The sequence below is a fragment of the Kordiimonas laminariae genome, assembly GCF_023008165.1.
Taxonomy (GTDB): domain Bacteria; phylum Pseudomonadota; class Alphaproteobacteria; order Sphingomonadales; family Kordiimonadaceae; genus Kordiimonas; species Kordiimonas laminariae.
This window is the reverse complement of record NZ_JAKQZA010000003.1, coordinates 90595-104533: the sequence shown is the minus strand read 5'-3', so window position 1 is coordinate 104533 and position 13939 is coordinate 90595. Positions and strand designations below refer to the sequence as shown.

Annotated in this window: 13 protein-coding genes; 5 read left to right on the top strand and 8 right to left on the bottom strand. The window is 48.0% G+C overall.

Annotation, left to right across the window (positions count from 1 at the left end; genetic code table 11):
• Positions 1-61: 61 nt before the first annotated feature.
• Positions 62-1993, top strand: a complete 1932-nt coding sequence (gene mutL, locus MF542_RS06430) for a DNA mismatch repair endonuclease MutL (protein WP_247017164.1) — start codon at positions 62-64, stop codon at positions 1991-1993.
• On the opposite strand, the gene MF542_RS06425 is transcribed toward mutL, so the two are convergent.
• The 3 genes from MF542_RS06425 to MF542_RS06415 form a co-directional block, all read right to left on the bottom strand.
• The gene (locus MF542_RS06425; RefSeq protein WP_247017162.1) at positions 1990-4353 is read right to left on the bottom strand and encodes a patatin-like protein; all 2364 of its coding nucleotides are present in this window, start codon (positions 4351-4353) and stop codon (positions 1990-1992) included. The genes mutL and MF542_RS06425 overlap by 4 nt on opposite strands.
• A 220-nt stretch (positions 4354-4573) precedes the next feature.
• A complete protein-coding gene (rsmD, locus tag MF542_RS06420; protein WP_247017160.1) occupies positions 4574-5137 on the bottom strand; it encodes a 16S rRNA (guanine(966)-N(2))-methyltransferase RsmD in 564 nt (187 codons plus the stop codon).
• Positions 5134-6156 (bottom strand): pseudouridine synthase, encoded by a 1023-nt coding sequence (locus MF542_RS06415; RefSeq protein ID WP_247017158.1) that lies wholly within the window; start codon positions 6154-6156, stop codon positions 5134-5136. Before MF542_RS06415 ends, rsmD begins: the two co-directional genes overlap by 4 nt.
• A 76-nt stretch (positions 6157-6232) precedes the next feature.
• Between MF542_RS06415 and MF542_RS06410 the strand changes: the two genes are divergently transcribed.
• The 3 genes from MF542_RS06410 to MF542_RS06400 are packed head-to-tail and all read left to right on the top strand — an operon-like array spanning position 6233 to position 8479.
• Positions 6233-6685 (top strand): nucleoside deaminase, encoded by a 453-nt coding sequence (locus tag MF542_RS06410; protein ID WP_343264864.1) that lies wholly within the window; start codon positions 6233-6235, stop codon positions 6683-6685.
• A gap of 9 nt (positions 6686-6694) precedes the next feature.
• Entirely contained in the window at positions 6695-8026 is a 1332-nt protein-coding gene (locus MF542_RS06405; RefSeq protein ID WP_247017154.1) for a mechanosensitive ion channel family protein, read from the top strand.
• Between the two features lie 12 nt (positions 8027-8038).
• The gene (locus MF542_RS06400; protein ID WP_247017152.1) at positions 8039-8479 is read left to right on the top strand and encodes a hypothetical protein; all 441 of its coding nucleotides are present in this window, start codon (positions 8039-8041) and stop codon (positions 8477-8479) included.
• Between the two features lie 2 nt (positions 8480-8481).
• Here the strand turns inward: MF542_RS06400 and MF542_RS06395 are convergent, their stop codons facing one another.
• The 5 genes from MF542_RS06395 to MF542_RS06375 form a co-directional block, all read right to left on the bottom strand.
• The gene (locus tag MF542_RS06395; protein WP_247017150.1) at positions 8482-9240 is read right to left on the bottom strand and encodes a pentapeptide repeat-containing protein; all 759 of its coding nucleotides are present in this window, start codon (positions 9238-9240) and stop codon (positions 8482-8484) included.
• The gene (locus MF542_RS06390; protein ID WP_247017148.1) at positions 9240-10094 is read right to left on the bottom strand and encodes a D-amino-acid transaminase; all 855 of its coding nucleotides are present in this window, start codon (positions 10092-10094) and stop codon (positions 9240-9242) included. The genes MF542_RS06395 and MF542_RS06390 overlap by 1 nt, the downstream gene beginning before the upstream one ends.
• A 15-nt stretch (positions 10095-10109) precedes the next feature.
• Entirely contained in the window at positions 10110-11312 is a 1203-nt protein-coding gene (locus MF542_RS06385) for an MFS transporter (RefSeq protein WP_247017146.1), read from the bottom strand.
• Between the two features lie 79 nt (positions 11313-11391).
• Positions 11392-12294, bottom strand: coding sequence for an alpha/beta fold hydrolase (locus tag MF542_RS06380; RefSeq protein WP_247017144.1), 903 nt, complete (start codon positions 12292-12294; stop codon positions 11392-11394).
• 25 nt (positions 12295-12319) lie between these two features.
• Positions 12320-12613: an HNH endonuclease signature motif containing protein gene (locus tag MF542_RS06375; protein ID WP_247017143.1), complete on the bottom strand. Its 294-nt coding sequence runs from the start codon at positions 12611-12613 to the stop codon at positions 12320-12322.
• A 58-nt stretch (positions 12614-12671) separates the two neighbouring features.
• Between MF542_RS06375 and MF542_RS06370 the strand changes: the two genes are divergently transcribed.
• Positions 12672-13907 carry a threonine synthase gene (locus tag MF542_RS06370; RefSeq protein ID WP_247017943.1) on the top strand — a complete coding sequence of 412 codons (1236 nt, stop codon included), beginning with the start codon at positions 12672-12674 and terminating at the stop codon, positions 13905-13907.
• The last annotated feature ends 32 nt before the right edge of the window (positions 13908-13939 follow it).

Here is a 13939-nt window from a genome sequence, read left to right as displayed (position 1 = left end):
AACATACAGCTAAAAACGGCATTTTCTTTCCTCTCTTTTCAAAGCCTGATAGGGTCGCGCCATGACTAGCCAGAACCGACATACCCTCCCGAAAGAAGCGGGAATTATCCGCCTTCTCTCTGAACGAACCATCAACCGAATTGCTGCTGGTGAGGTGGTGGAACGCCCTGCAAGTGCAGTGAAGGAACTTGTTGAAAACTCTATTGATGCTGGTTCAACCCGGATTGATGTGATCATGCGAGATGGCGGCAAGGCCCTTATCCAGGTGTCGGATGATGGGTGCGGTATGAATGCTGAAGAACTTTCGCTTGCGGTTGAGAGGCATGCTACCTCGAAACTAAGAGACGAAGATCTAGTAAATATCGCCTCGCTTGGTTTCCGGGGTGAAGCTTTGGCCTCCATTGGTTCAGTAGCGCGCCTTAGTGTTACCTCGCGCGCGAAGGGAGCTGAAGACGCATGGGCAATTCGTGTTGAAGGTGGGGTGAAGCATGAAGCTGAGCCCGCTGGCCATACAGAAGGTACACGCATTGAAGTGCGAGATTTGTTCTATGCCACCCCGGCTCGCCTTAAGTTCATGAAAACTGCTCGCACGGAATATGGGCAGGCTGGAGATGTGATCAAGCGCCTCGCTATGGCACATCCTGATATTGCTTTTACTTTCGGTGATGGCGACCGAACTACATTCCGTGCCCCACCTGTTGTAAGCCTAACAGAGGACCCGCGCTTGGAAAGATTAGGCGCTATCCTTGGTCGAGAATTCCGGGAAAATGCTATTGAAATTGATGCGGAACGTGAAGGTCTTCGGCTTACTGGCTTCGCAGGTTTACCAACTTTTAGTCGCGGTAATGCACAGCACCAGTATTTGTTTGTGAACGGCAGGCCTGTGAAAGATCGTTTGCTTGTGGGGGCGGTACGTGGTGCCTATCAAGATTATCTAGCGCGGGACAGGCATCCGGTGCTCGCGCTCTTTCTTGAAGTGCCACCAGAATTTGTTGATGTGAATGTACACCCCGCGAAAGCGGAAGTGCGTTTTAAAGAGGCAGGTTTGGTACGTGGGCTTATTGTTTCTGCACTAAGGCACGGATTGAGCATGGCTGGGCATAGAGCTTCGACAACTGTAGCTGGCGCTGCCCTTGGGGCAATTAAGGCTGAAGGTTCTGGCGCTGCAATGCCATGGACACGGCAAGTAGAACACCCCACGTTACCGTCAGGCTTCCAGCAGGTGGCAGACCAGCTTTATCAGCCTGTGGAAGCTCGGGAAACCCAGCTTGGTTTTGACCCGCAAGGGGATATTTCTGCGCCAAGTGCGCGTCCTGTTGAAGATGTATCATACACCTCGGTTGCGGAGAGTATGCAAGCGCCATATTCCGCTGAAACACAACCAGTGCCACAAGCGCAGCCAGAGCCAGAGAATTTTCCACTCGGCACCGCACGAGGGCAAGTACATGCCACATATATTGTAAGCCAAACAGCAAATGGTATCGTTATTGTAGACCAACACGCCGCCCATGAACGGCTTGTGTATGAGCGTATGAAAAAGCAGATGGCTGAAACAGGTGTTGCGCGTCAATCACTACTGTTGCCAGAGGTGGTGGAACTTGAAGATGCGCCTGCTGAACGTTTGCTTAAGCGCGCAGAGGAACTGGAAGCTCTCGGTCTAGTTATCGAGCCATTTGGTGATGGTGCTGTCGTGGTGCGTGAAGTACCAGCAATGCTCGGTAAACTAGATGCAAAAGGCCTCGTACGTGATCTGGCTGACGAGATTACAGAGCTTGATGAAGCGCTGTCTTTGAAGGAAAAACTTGAAGAAGTGGCTGGTACAATGGCATGTCACGGCAGTGTACGTTCTGGTCGCAGGTTAACGGTTGATGAGATGAATGCGCTGCTTAGGGAAATGGAAGCTACACCCCATTCTGGCCAGTGTAACCACGGTAGACCTACCTATGTGGAACTTGCGCTTAACGATATCGAAAAATTATTTGGTCGTCGTTAGTTAAACATCTTCCTGATGTTCGCGATTAGTTCACCGCTATGCTTCATCGCGTGTTCCTCGCTTGATAGAATTCTGTTGGCGAGACGCTTCTTGAAGCGAGTGCGATCAAAGTCCGCGGGAATGTTTTCTTTGCCCGCTGCATCGAGTACGAAATCAACAAGCCTGTCTGCGGCATGAATACGGCCCCAAAGATAATCATTTTCCCGCGCCTTGCGGCTGAAGAAAGCGCCGAAGTTATATAATTCCGTACCCTTCAGTGGTTGATCGTCCTCATGCATAGATGCGCAGTCCACAGGGCTGATACGGTCGACCCGAATTTCGTCTATTTCCTGCAGGTCGGCATGTGTAGACATTGGCAGTGTCAGCACATCATAAAAAGCATAGCCCACATATGCCCTGAAAAGGGTTAGCTTCAGGTCTTCATCGCCAGCGCCAGAAAGGGTAAGCACCATAAATTCATCGGTGATAAAATCATGATCTTCCAGCTGCATGGTCTCAGCAATACGGTTCATGATAGCTGGTACTGCGTCATCAGGCAGTAGGGCTTTGTTTTTCCATATATCATCGAGCGTGCCTGCATAAGCTTCGGCGTGCCATTTAGAGCGGAAGGTTTCCATGCTCTTGTATAGTTGCTGTTTAGTAAGTTTATGAAAGGCAGTTGTTTCTCCGCAGGTTGTTTGGAGGAACTGATTAAGCCGTCTCACGGTGAACCTAAGCCGCCTAACCCTATAATCCACATCAAAAGCACGGAGGAACTTGATAAAGTTCTGTAGATCTTCATGCGATTGGTTGAGATCGGCCTTGTCAATTTTCTGTTCGTTCGCCCAAGCGTAAATTCTTTCCTGCGCTAATGTTTGGCTGAGTTTTTGCCCATTTGCAGAAGCTATGTGGACAAGTAGTTTGGCTAGGCGATCAAGTAGGCTTAAGGTTTTGCTTTGCATATAAGTGCTGTAGCCGTAACCAGCTTTTTCTTCTGCAAGTCGGTGCGCGCGCTCACGCCAACTGGCGAGAATAGCGGTACTTACGCGCTTCTCTGCATCCAGTTGCAGCATATTATCCACGAGCTGTCGCACTTCAGCTTCAATCGTGGCGTAAACGCTTTCCATGCGGCGCGCCTCTTTATTGCGCTCTGCAATATCCTGCAGGTCATCATAAATTGGTTCGTTGCGGGGAATTTCTGCAAGTGATGATAAAATAGTACGGAAAAACCCCGGCTTTTCTTCATTGTGGTCGTTCAATCGATCCGTTGCACGGTCTGGCATTGGGTCTACATAAATAACCCGGCGGTCTACCTCTCTGTGTGCAGCACGGTCTTCCATAGCTTCTAAGGCTTCACCGAACGGTTTGTTATTGGTTACCCCGCCATCAATGAAAGACATTGTGTTAAGGGCTTCTTCATTATGTATTTGGTTCGGGAAGTTCTTAGCGAAGAAGGCTTGTTTTGAAGGCCACGGCATTTTCTTGTGTTTCAGATACGCTGTTAAATCACGGAAAGATATGGGCGGAAATGCACCGGGAAAGCTACTTGTTGCACGAGCGGCGAACCCAAGCCCGGGAATGTTGCTGTCATCCAGCTCGCTTTTTAGCGTTTGTCCCTCTGCTTTTAAGTAGGAAAAACTGAGAGGCACTTTATGTTGGCGTTCTTTGATTTCTTTCGGGTCATGTAGCTTCAGTCGCCTTGGTTGCCCGAAGAAATTAGTGATGCTTACAAAAAGATCCAGTTTATGACCACTCGGCAGTAGAGAGTGGTTTCCATCAGCTTCCCCCATATTCTGACAGGCACTGATCATCCAACTGAGCATACGGCGTCCCGAAAAGGGTGGTTTAAACCATCGAGACCTGAGAAAGCGTGAGAGTTTTCTTTTGCTTTCTTCATCTGGGTTAGCATCATCAAAGGCTTTATCTGCAAAAAGCCAGATAAAAGGGTAGAGGTAGAATTTGCTGAAACGTTCGGCGATAGTACCTTTTTCCATCAGTTCTTCTACATCCCCCAGTTTCATCCACATATCGCGAAGAGGATTGAAATCCAGATCATGTGCGATAGCCCGTGCGAGGAAGATACCATTGATGCCACCAGCTGATGTGCCTGAGACAACATCAACAATCACTCTGATATCAATCTTTTCTCCAAGCATTTGAAGGAGTTCGAAATAGAGAGATTCTGTATCGGTAGTGTAGGGGCGTTTAGGTGCGAGTTCCAAGAATGTGGCGGATGCCAGTTTGTCTCGGTTGTCGATGCTGTGGTAAGCGCGAGACGCGCGAATAAGTTTAAGTATCTCATGCGAGATACCGTTCATATAAACAGCAAGCGATGCCCCACCGTAACAAACCAGGGCTAAGCGCAGCTCCAGTTCCCGCATAAATCGTTTCCCCATAAATGTTTAGGTGAGTTTACAGGAAATGAGTGAAAGGCCAATGAAGTTTTTTATGCTGAAAAAAGAGGATGCGGAAAACCGCATCCTGCGAGGTATTAATAGTAAACAACATATTGAGGCTTCAAAATATGAAGCCGGGAAATAGGGCAGTGGACAAAGTAATGGAGCTTCTTTTGCCCACATCCGTGATACGAATCGGCTGTGTTTAACCTTCGGTATTTTTACGCATTAAAAATACAATGCGCTGTTGGCCTTGTGTACGTTCGTCAATCAAGTCCAGTGCATCAGGAAATATGCTGTCGTCATCCGCTGCGAGTTCGCAGATGATAACACCACCTTCCGCAAGCCAGTTACTATCTAAAATACTCTCAAGCGTTGGCGTTACATGGCCTTGCCTGTAGGGAGGATCCATGAAGATAAAATCGAAGGGGGTTGAAGATTTAGGCAGTGTACGGGCGCTGCCTGAAATAACCTTCGTTTCTTTTTCCAGTTTCAGTAGAGCAATATTGCTGTTGATGGTATCTACTGATGAACGTGCTTTTTCTACAAAAGTGGTGTGTGCTGCACCGCGAGAGAGGGCTTCAAGCCCGAGTGCTCCAGTGCCCGCGTATAAGTCAGCCACCCTTGCATCAATGATGTCAGGGTAGCGGCTATGCATCAGCATAGAGAAAAGCCGTTCGCGCATCCTGTCTGTGGTTGGACGAACATCTTTTCCTTTTGGCATATTGAGGCGTCTGCCCCTATGGATACCAGCAACTATTCTACTCATTTAGCTTTGCCGGTAGGGCGAGGCTTTGAGCCGCGAGCTGGTCTACCAGTTGGTTTGGCAGGTTTTCTTGCAACCGTATCCGCCTTTTTTCGCGCTGAAGCCTTGGTTTCAGATTTTGCAGGTAACACACCATCGCGCTTTTGTTGTTCCCACTTGCGTTTGCGGCTGGCACCTGGTTTTGGGTTGTTTTGCTTTTTAGCTTTTGCCCATTTCTCGGGATTATGCCTTACTTTGGGAGCCGCTACAGTTTCTTTTGCGTCTTTAAAGAAATCACCAAGCAGCTCGTGCATTTGCTTTTCACCAACTGCGGCCACTGCACCATTGGTCATTGTACCAAGTGAGAAAGGACCATAGTGCGTACGGATCAAGCGGTTCACTTCAAAACCAATGCTTTCCATAACCTTCCGTACTTCGCGGTTTTTACCTTCGCGAATTTTAACAATCACCCACGCATTGGCACCTTGTTGGCGTTCAAGTTCAGCATCAATTGGCCCGTAGTGAACACCGTCAATCGTGGTGCCGTTTTTCAATTTGTTGAATACACCGGGTTTTACATAGCCGTGCACACGTACACGGTAGGTGCGTTCAATACTATTGGCTGGTAGCTCGAGCCAGCGGGCGAGTTCGCCATCGTTGGTGAGAAGAAGAAGGCCCTCAGTGTTCATATCAAGGCGGCCAACGCTGATTACCCGACCCATATGATTAGGGAGACGTTCAAAAACGGTTGGGCGACCCTCGGGGTCATGGTGAGTCGTTAGTGTACCGCGGGATTTATGCAGGCGCCACAGTTTGGTCTGCTTGGCTTGGCCGATCGCTTCACCGTCTACATGGATGCCTTCAAGGCTGGTCACAAGAGTTGCAGGTGTTTCCAGTTTTTTGCCGTGCAGCCAGACACGACCATCTTCAATCATGCGTTCTACTTCGCGGCGTGAAGCCACGCCAGCACGTGCGAGAACCTTAGCAATACGTTCGCCTTTAGGCGCTTCGTTTTCAGTCATATTTGTATCTTTATCTGTCATACGGCGCACCATAGGCTTGAGCGCAGAAAAGCGCAATATCTTGCTTCATACCTATCACACTGATACATGCATTCCTATGATTGATACATTCCCGCATATGCATACAGCCCTCAAAGAAGCTGAAAAAGCTGCTGAGCGTGGCGAGGTGCCGATTGGTGCCGTTGTCGTAGGGCCAGATGGTGGCGTGCTGGCACAGGCTGGAAATGATGTGGTGGGTGCGAAGGATCCAACGGGCCATGCGGAGCTTATTGCTATTCGTGCTGCGGCAAAAGCATTTGGTTCAGAACGACTTGAAGGATGCAGTCTTTATGTGACGTTGGAGCCGTGCGCAATGTGCGCGCAGGCGATTGCTTTTGCGCGTATCAAGCGGGTTTATTTCGGTGCTGATGATCCTAAAGGTGGAGGTGTTACTGTAGGTGCTCGTATCTACAGCCATAAAACCACCCATCACAAACCTGAAGTTTATGGTGGTATTCTAGAAAAAGAAGCTGCGAAATTATTAAGAGACTTTTTCCAGTCCCGGCGTTAAACTCGCTATATGGGCGAAAAAGACTTTTACGAAGATATCCTCAATAAGTTGCAGCAAGCATGGGCTTGGGTCCAGAATAACTTTCTGGAACCTGAACGTCTCATCGAACTCGCCATTCTGGCAGTTATTGTTCTTGTATCTCGATTTGTATGCGCGCTTATCTATAAAGGCATTATGAAAGCCTTTGGCGACCATCCTATGGTGCAAAAGGCTGACAGGCGTTTTCTGAATCCTGTTTTGGTAGCGGCTTTCTCCATCATGCTGACATGGACAGCGATCCTGATCCTGCAGCCCTTTATGCAAACCTATTTACTCTCTATCGCAACGAGCTTGTTTACAGCGTGGTTTGTAATCCGGCTTGCGGTGGGGATGTTGGCGAACCGAGAGCTGGCCAGACTTATTGCCTACACAGCGTGGTCGGTAGCTGCCCTTAATATTATGGGGCTTCTTGATCCTATTCTTATTGTTCTTGAAGGTGCGAAATTACCGCTTGGTGAAGTGGAATTAAGTGTCCTGTCTTTGATCAAAGGATTAATAACATTTGGGTTCATGATTTGGGGTGCATTTGCGCTTTCGTCGCTCATCGAAAAACAAATCAAGGGTTTTGAGGCTGTACCACCTTCGGCGCGGGCTTTGATGACCAAGGTTTCCAAAATCCTTCTGGTATCTTTGGCGTTCCTTATTTCTCTTAATGCTACGGGGATTGATCTCACAGCACTTGCGGTATTCGGTGGTGCGCTTGGTGTTGGTATCGGTTTTGGTTTGCAGAAGGTTGTGGGTAATTTTATTTCCGGCATTATTCTGCTGGTAGACCGTTCGATTAAGCCGGGTGACGTGATTGAAACGGGCGGCACTTACGGTACCATTAACCGCTTGGCTGCTCGCTATACCAGTGTCATCACTCGAGACGGTACAGAGTTTCTGATACCGAATGAAGATATGATCACGCAGCCCGTTGTGAACTGGTCTCATAGCCATAGACTTGTGCGCAGACGTATCCCTGTGCAGGTAAGCTATAATAGCGATGTGAAACAGGCTATGGCGCTTATGGTGGATGCCGCCAATGAAGAAAAACGTATTTTAAAGCAACCAGCACCAAGAACGCTCATCCGGGGCTTTGGCGAAAGCGGTGTTGATCTAGAACTACGTATGTGGATCGATGATCCGCAAAATGGAGTTTCGAACGTTGCCAGTAATGTAATGGGGCGTATCTGGGATAAATTCAACGAAGAGGGAGTGGAGTTCCCATTCCCGCAACGTGTGGTACATGTAAAACATGAGACTGGGGGCAACCCGGCTTTTGATATGAGGGACTACGACAGCATAACAACATCCGAGTAAGGGGAGAGACCAATGAATATTGGTAAGTTTGTACTCAATGTAGTTGTCGCGTTTATTGCCTACGGTGTTCTTTATACCGTTGGGGGTGATGTAATTTTCAAGGATGCTATGGCAACGATGGCACCTGCTATGCACCCACAGGAAGAAACTTTCGTACAAACCATGGGGTACCATTTTGTGCAAACCATTGTTGTGGTTTGGATGTTTGGTAAGGCCGTTGGTTCTGGTGATATGAAAGCTGGCGCCATGTTTGGTGTGATGTTTGGCCTGTATTTGATGGCAACAGATGCTATCTGGTTTGCGAACATGCTTAATCTATCAGGTGATGCACGGTTGCCGCTTACTATTATGCATCTGGTAAATGGTGCTATTATTGGCCTGTTACTGGCGTTTATGGAAAGTAAGGGCTGGGGAACATCATCTGCACCAGCAGATGCTTCAGAGGCTGAATAAGACTAGTCAAAAACAATAATACCAAGTCCAGTAAGAAGGTCTTTTTGTTGGGCTTGGTCTATTTTCATATTCTCAAAACTAGCTAAGGTCCCAAGCTGCATGCCTTGCAGGTTGGTTTCTATCAAGTCAGCCCCGTCAAAGATTGCTCTCAAGGTATCCGTCCCTGCCAGGTTAGATCCGCGGAGGTCAGCATCTGTGAAATCACAACTGCTGAAATCTGTTTCCCGAAAGCTATTTTCTGTGAGCATACACCCTTCAAAGGAAATACCTTTGAACTGGGCATAATCAAAGTTTGATGCATGGATAGTGACGCTTGTGGCGCTCACTTTGCCACCCAGCGTGTAGGAAAAGGTAGCATCCTCAAAATTGCTGCCTTGGGCGCTACAGTTGTTGAAACGGGCTTCAAAGAGAAGCGAACCTTTAAAAGATGCGGCAGAAAGGTTGCAGTTTTCAAAACATGCGTCTCTCAGTGTGGCATACGTGAATATGCCGCCTTTGCCAGTCTCGCTGTTGAAGAAGTTGCAGTTGATAAACTGGGAACTTCTACCCTCAATGCGGCTGAAATTACAGCTTTTGAAAACACAGTCTCTGAACAAAGCTTCTTGTATTTCAGCGTTTGAAAAATCTACTCCTGAGAATGCGCAATTCTCAAATTCTGCGCCACTTAGGTTTTCTTCAGCGAAATCATATTCAGTGATCTCTTGCCCGGATATAATTTCGCAGTTTTCAACGGCGGTAAGAATTGTGTCTCGGTTTTGCATTATTTTCCTGCAAAGTCCCAGTATAGCTCAACAAGTTTAGTGGCAACGGAGCCGGGTTTCCCGTTGGAAATTGCACTTCCATCCAGTTCAACAATTGGCATGGCACAGCTGGTTGCACTTGTGAGGAACATCTCTTCTGAGGCTTTTGCTTCTTCAATAGAAAAGGCTCGTTCTTCAATCCTGATTTGATGCTTTTCAGCCAGTTCGATGAGGGTTGCTCGCGTGATCCCCGGTAGAATGTTATCTTTGAGCGGGCGGGTAACTAGAGTTCCGTTTTTGTCTACCATCCAGACACTAGTGCTGCTACCTTCTGTAACATTGCCGTCGGCATCTACAAGTATTGCCTCAAAAGCACCAGCTTCTTTCGCAGCCTGTTTGGCCAGAACATTAGGGAGAAGAGCTGTAGCTTTAATATCGCAGCGGCCCCACCGAATATCTGGTTGGCTGGAAACTTTGATACCCGTTTTAGCGCGCTCCCGAACAGCACCAAAATCAAAACGGCGACAGGTCATCACCAGTGATGACCGGAGGTCACCTTGCGGGAAAGCGTGGTCCCGCTTTGCTACACCGCGTGAAACCTGAATATAGAGAAGAGCATTCTTCAAACGGTTTTTTTGTACCAGTTGTTTGCTGATAAGTTTGAGTGCAGACCGTGTAACGGGTTCTGTCATCCGTAACTCGCCCATAGAACGCCAGAGGCGGTCAAGATGGGGTTCTTCATCAATCATTTTGCCGCCAATAACCGATACCACTTCATAAACACCATCCGCAAACTGGTAGCCTCGGTCATCAATATGAACAAAAGCCATATCATGCGGTACATAGGCACCATTAACATAAGCGATACGAGACATAAGCTGTTCCTATAATTACTCAGGTTTATCCTGAAGTGGTTTGATGAAAACAATAAGAAGCACTGCTGGTAATACAATCAAGCTGGTTGCACCCGTCAGAGCGATTAATCCTACCTTGATAAAAGGCGCAAATAAGGCGGTGGCGATTGAAGCGAGGCTAGTGACAGACAAAATGATAAGCGCAGATGCTCTGTCGTCATCTTCTTCGGCTGCAGAAAGCGCACGTACAAAACCTGTTCCACCCCTGAGGCCCAAGCCTGAATTTAGAATCCAGAAAATATACTTTAGATGGTCGGGGTTGTTTTGCCCGAAGTAAGCATATGCTAATAATGCTAATGTACCTAGGAATGAGATATAGGTCCCTGCGGTGATAACTACTTCAATACCAAAACGCTTCACAAAGTTACCCGATAGGTTTGCGAACAATATAAAACTGGCTACACCAACCATTTGCATATAGATGAAATCATCAATAGTGCCGCCCATGGTTTCCTTGATGACCGCGGGTGCTGCGAACACGAAAGTCAACAAGCCGCCAAGCACAAGCGCATGGCTAAGTGCATACCGAAGATACGTCGAGTTTTTCAGCAACTTCATATAGCTGCCGTTGTTCCTGTTTTTCTTGGTGCCGATGCTGGGGAGTAGTTTCGGGCGTACAATCACAAAAAGACAAATGGCGAATACCAGAATACCTGTGAGCAAAAAAGATGCCTTCCAGCCGTATTGGGTATGCAGCCATGCTCCAGCTATTGGGGCAAGACCGGGTACAAGCGATTCAATACTGCCCATAGCACTGACCGCTCGAATAGCGCCGAGCTCTCCAAAAAGCTCTCTTATAAGGCCCGGTGCGAGCACCGCAGAGCCAGATGCAGCTGCACCCTGTAGAAGGCGAATAGCGATCAAAGTTTCAATATTAGGTGCATATGCTCCGGCAACCGAGAGTATGCCGTAAAAGAACAGAGAGCCAATAAACAGTTTGCGCCGGCCTACGTAAGACCCAAGACTACCGAAAAGCAGGAAGCCAAATGTAGAGCCTGCCACAAATGCCGCGAGTACAAGCTGGGAGCGCGCAATTGTAGTGCCGAATACCTCAGGGAATTCAGGTACTGATGGTAATACGAGATCAATGCCCGCAAGACCAAGCACTGAGCCCATAATGATAGTTGCACAGGCAAGGAGTGCTGCAAATTTTGTTGGCTGTTCTACTTGGGTAGTCATGGAGTATCTCGATATTCAAAAATAAAGCGCTACCCTATGCGAGCAGCGCTTTATTGAAAACCATCAAATTGTGAAATAGTCAGCTTTGCACGCTTTTTTCCACAATACAGTCATGGAACTTATGTACCAGTTCACACACGGCTTCGGGGTCTTCGATTTGCGGGAAATGCCCGATACCCGGTAGACGAGCGACTTTGGCACGAGGTACCAGTTTTTCAAAACCGTCCGCTGCATGTGCACCGGATACGGGATCATCAGTGCCGTTAATCAGAAACATTGGTATTTTGGTGGAGGCGTCTGGCAGTGCAGGCACCCAGCGATCAGCATTTTCTTTGCGCTCTTTCATGTAGCGGATACGTCGGCTGAAGGAGGCTCTACCGTTGATACCTTTAATCGCTGGCCAGAATTCTTTCAGGAATTCGCCTTCTGGGCGTGTGTGTTTTCCAAATACCTCGGCAAGACCTTGTAAGAATTTTTCACGTTTAATGAAGCTTGCAAACCAAGGCCCAATGGGGCTTGCAAGCAGACGCTGTGCAAGCCTTGGTCTATGGAGTTCAGGGATCATGCCACCGTTAAGGAAAATAGCACTTTCAATACGGAAGGAGAGATTGCTTTCATTTTGGCGCGCAAGCAATTCCTGCACTACCGTGTTTCCTAGATCATGGGCTAGTATATGCACATCTGAAATGCCTTTATGCTTCATCAAGGCTTCAAGCATATCTGCCTGATCACGCACAGTGCAGACAGCTGATTTAGCGTTCAAAGATAAGCCATAATCAAGCAGATCAGGCACCACCATATGGAAGCGGGAGACAAGGTTTTTACAAACCCAGCCCCAGTCCCAGCTGTTTGTTGGAAATCCGTGTATTGTCAGCATCACGGGTCCCTGACCACCCCGCTGATAAAACACATTATGGTTATGCCATTCGAAATATTTGCCGCATTGGCTCCATTTCTCGAAGGAAATTGGCGCTGGTTTCATAAAGTTAGTTAGCCCACAGTTTTTATTATTTTCTCCGGCGCTTGCCACCTTGTGGAGCTGTTTTCCTATAGAAATCAGGTGGCTTACCCCTAAGCCATGCTGTAAAGCGTTTGATTTCTATCTGGTCCCTTAATGCTTCCACCGTAGCGTAATTCCGCGCCAGCTCTTTCTCGTTAAATAGAGCGTGAAGCTTACGATGGCAAATCGGATGTAGAGGAATTGTTTCCTTACCGCCCTGTGACTTCGGGATAAGGTGATGCATTTGCACGCCTTTTCCGAACGGACGGTCACATAACGGGCATGTGTCTTTTTTTTCCATACAGAATAATCTAAGCCAGAAGCAGGGTTGTTTCTATAAAAATCGGGGTGTGTCAGTGATGCAATTTGAAAATTACGTTAGCCATCTGGAATGCGGTATTACAGGTGAAGCAGATTACGAAAAGGCGCAAATTCATGGGTTATCTCGGGCAGGGCGTCCGCTTCTTGTGCGTTATGATCTTGAGGCGATGAAGGGTAAGCTTAATAAGCATGAAATATGGGGCCGGGAAGGCGGTTTTTGGAAATGGCGGGAACTGTTGCCCGTTGTGGATACAGAGAATGTTATCGCGCTGGGTGAAGATGATACACCACTATTGTCTTGCTCAAAGCTTGCATCAGACATGGGCGTGTCCGGTGAGATTATCATCAAAGATGAGGGGCGTTTGCCAACGGGCAGTTTCAAAGCCCGCGGCTTGGCTCTAGCAGTTGCGATGGCGAAGGAACTTGGTATCAATCGATTAGCTATGCCCACAAATGGTAATGCTGGAGCTGCTATGGCCGCGTATGCAACGGCTGGGGGTATGGAAAGTTATATTTTTGCGCCTGATGATACTCCAGATGCCAATATTCGCGAAATCAGCTTGATGGGCGGCAAAGTCTGGCGTGTGAATGGCCTGATTAACGATTGCGGAAAAATCGTAGGCGAAGGCAAAGAAAGTGCCGGATGGTTTGATGTTTCAACATTGAAGGAGCCTTACCGTATCGAAGGTAAGAAAACCATGGGGCTGGAGCTTGCTGCCCAACTAGGCTGGGAAGTGCCTGATGTAATTTTCTATCCTACAGGTGGCGGCACCGGTCTTATTGGTATGTGGAAAGCCTTCAATGAAATGGAGGCACTAGGGTGGATTGGCTCGAAGCGTCCTAAAATGGTGGCTGTACAGGCAACAGGGTGCGCTCCTATCGTGAAAGCTTTTGATGAAGGCGCACGTCATGCGGAGCTTTGGGAAAACGCGCATACTTATGCGGCAGGCATTCGTGTGCCAGTGGCTGTTGGTGATTTCCTTATTCTTGATGCCGTACGTGAAAGCGGCGGTTTTGCTTCTGCCGTTGACGATGATGCGATTGAAGAAGCGCGCCAGCAAATCGGCCGCACGGAAGGTGTGTTGGTTTGCCCAGAAGGCGCTGCAACCTTTGCGGCTTATAAGAAAGCGCTGAAAGAAGGTAAGGTTTCCAAAGAAGAAAGAGTCGTTCTGTTTAATTGTGGGAACGGGCTGAAATATCCGATGCCTGAACAGGCAGATGCCATCGACCGACATAAAGCAATTGACTACGGCAAGCTTATTGGCGTTTCATAAGTTCAACGGATTTGGGGTGAAAGGCTTAGCGC

Bases quoted from the DNA above. Each gene is read 5' to 3' on its own strand.
- MF542_RS06405 (WP_247017154.1), top strand. From the start codon at position 6,695: ATGGGCGAAAAAGACTTTTACGAAGATATCCTCAATAAGTTGCAGCAA.
- MF542_RS06410 (WP_343264864.1), top strand. From the start codon at position 6,233: ATGATTGATACATTCCCGCATATGCATACAGCCCTCAAAGAAGCTGAA.
- MF542_RS06380 (WP_247017144.1), bottom strand. From the start codon at position 12,294: ATGAAACCAGCGCCAATTTCCTTCGAGAAATGGAGCCAATGCGGCAAA.
- MF542_RS06400 (WP_247017152.1), top strand. From the start codon at position 8,039: ATGAATATTGGTAAGTTTGTACTCAATGTAGTTGTCGCGTTTATTGCC.
- MF542_RS06390 (WP_247017148.1), bottom strand. From the start codon at position 10,094: ATGTCTCGTATCGCTTATGTTAATGGTGCCTATGTACCGCATGATATG.
- MF542_RS06395 (WP_247017150.1), bottom strand. From the start codon at position 9,240: ATGCAAAACCGAGACACAATTCTTACCGCCGTTGAAAACTGCGAAATT.
- MF542_RS06375 (WP_247017143.1), bottom strand. From the start codon at position 12,613: ATGGAAAAAAAAGACACATGCCCGTTATGTGACCGTCCGTTCGGAAAA.
- MF542_RS06385 (WP_247017146.1), bottom strand. From the start codon at position 11,312: ATGACTACCCAAGTAGAACAGCCAACAAAATTTGCAGCACTCCTTGCC.
- mutL (WP_247017164.1), top strand. From the start codon at position 62: ATGACTAGCCAGAACCGACATACCCTCCCGAAAGAAGCGGGAATTATC.
- rsmD (WP_247017160.1), bottom strand. From the start codon at position 5,137: ATGAGTAGAATAGTTGCTGGTATCCATAGGGGCAGACGCCTCAATATG.
- MF542_RS06425 (WP_247017162.1), bottom strand. From the start codon at position 4,353: ATGCGGGAACTGGAGCTGCGCTTAGCCCTGGTTTGTTACGGTGGGGCA.
- MF542_RS06415 (WP_247017158.1), bottom strand. From the start codon at position 6,156: ATGACAGATAAAGATACAAATATGACTGAAAACGAAGCGCCTAAAGGC.
- MF542_RS06370 (WP_247017943.1), top strand. From the start codon at position 12,672: ATGCAATTTGAAAATTACGTTAGCCATCTGGAATGCGGTATTACAGGT.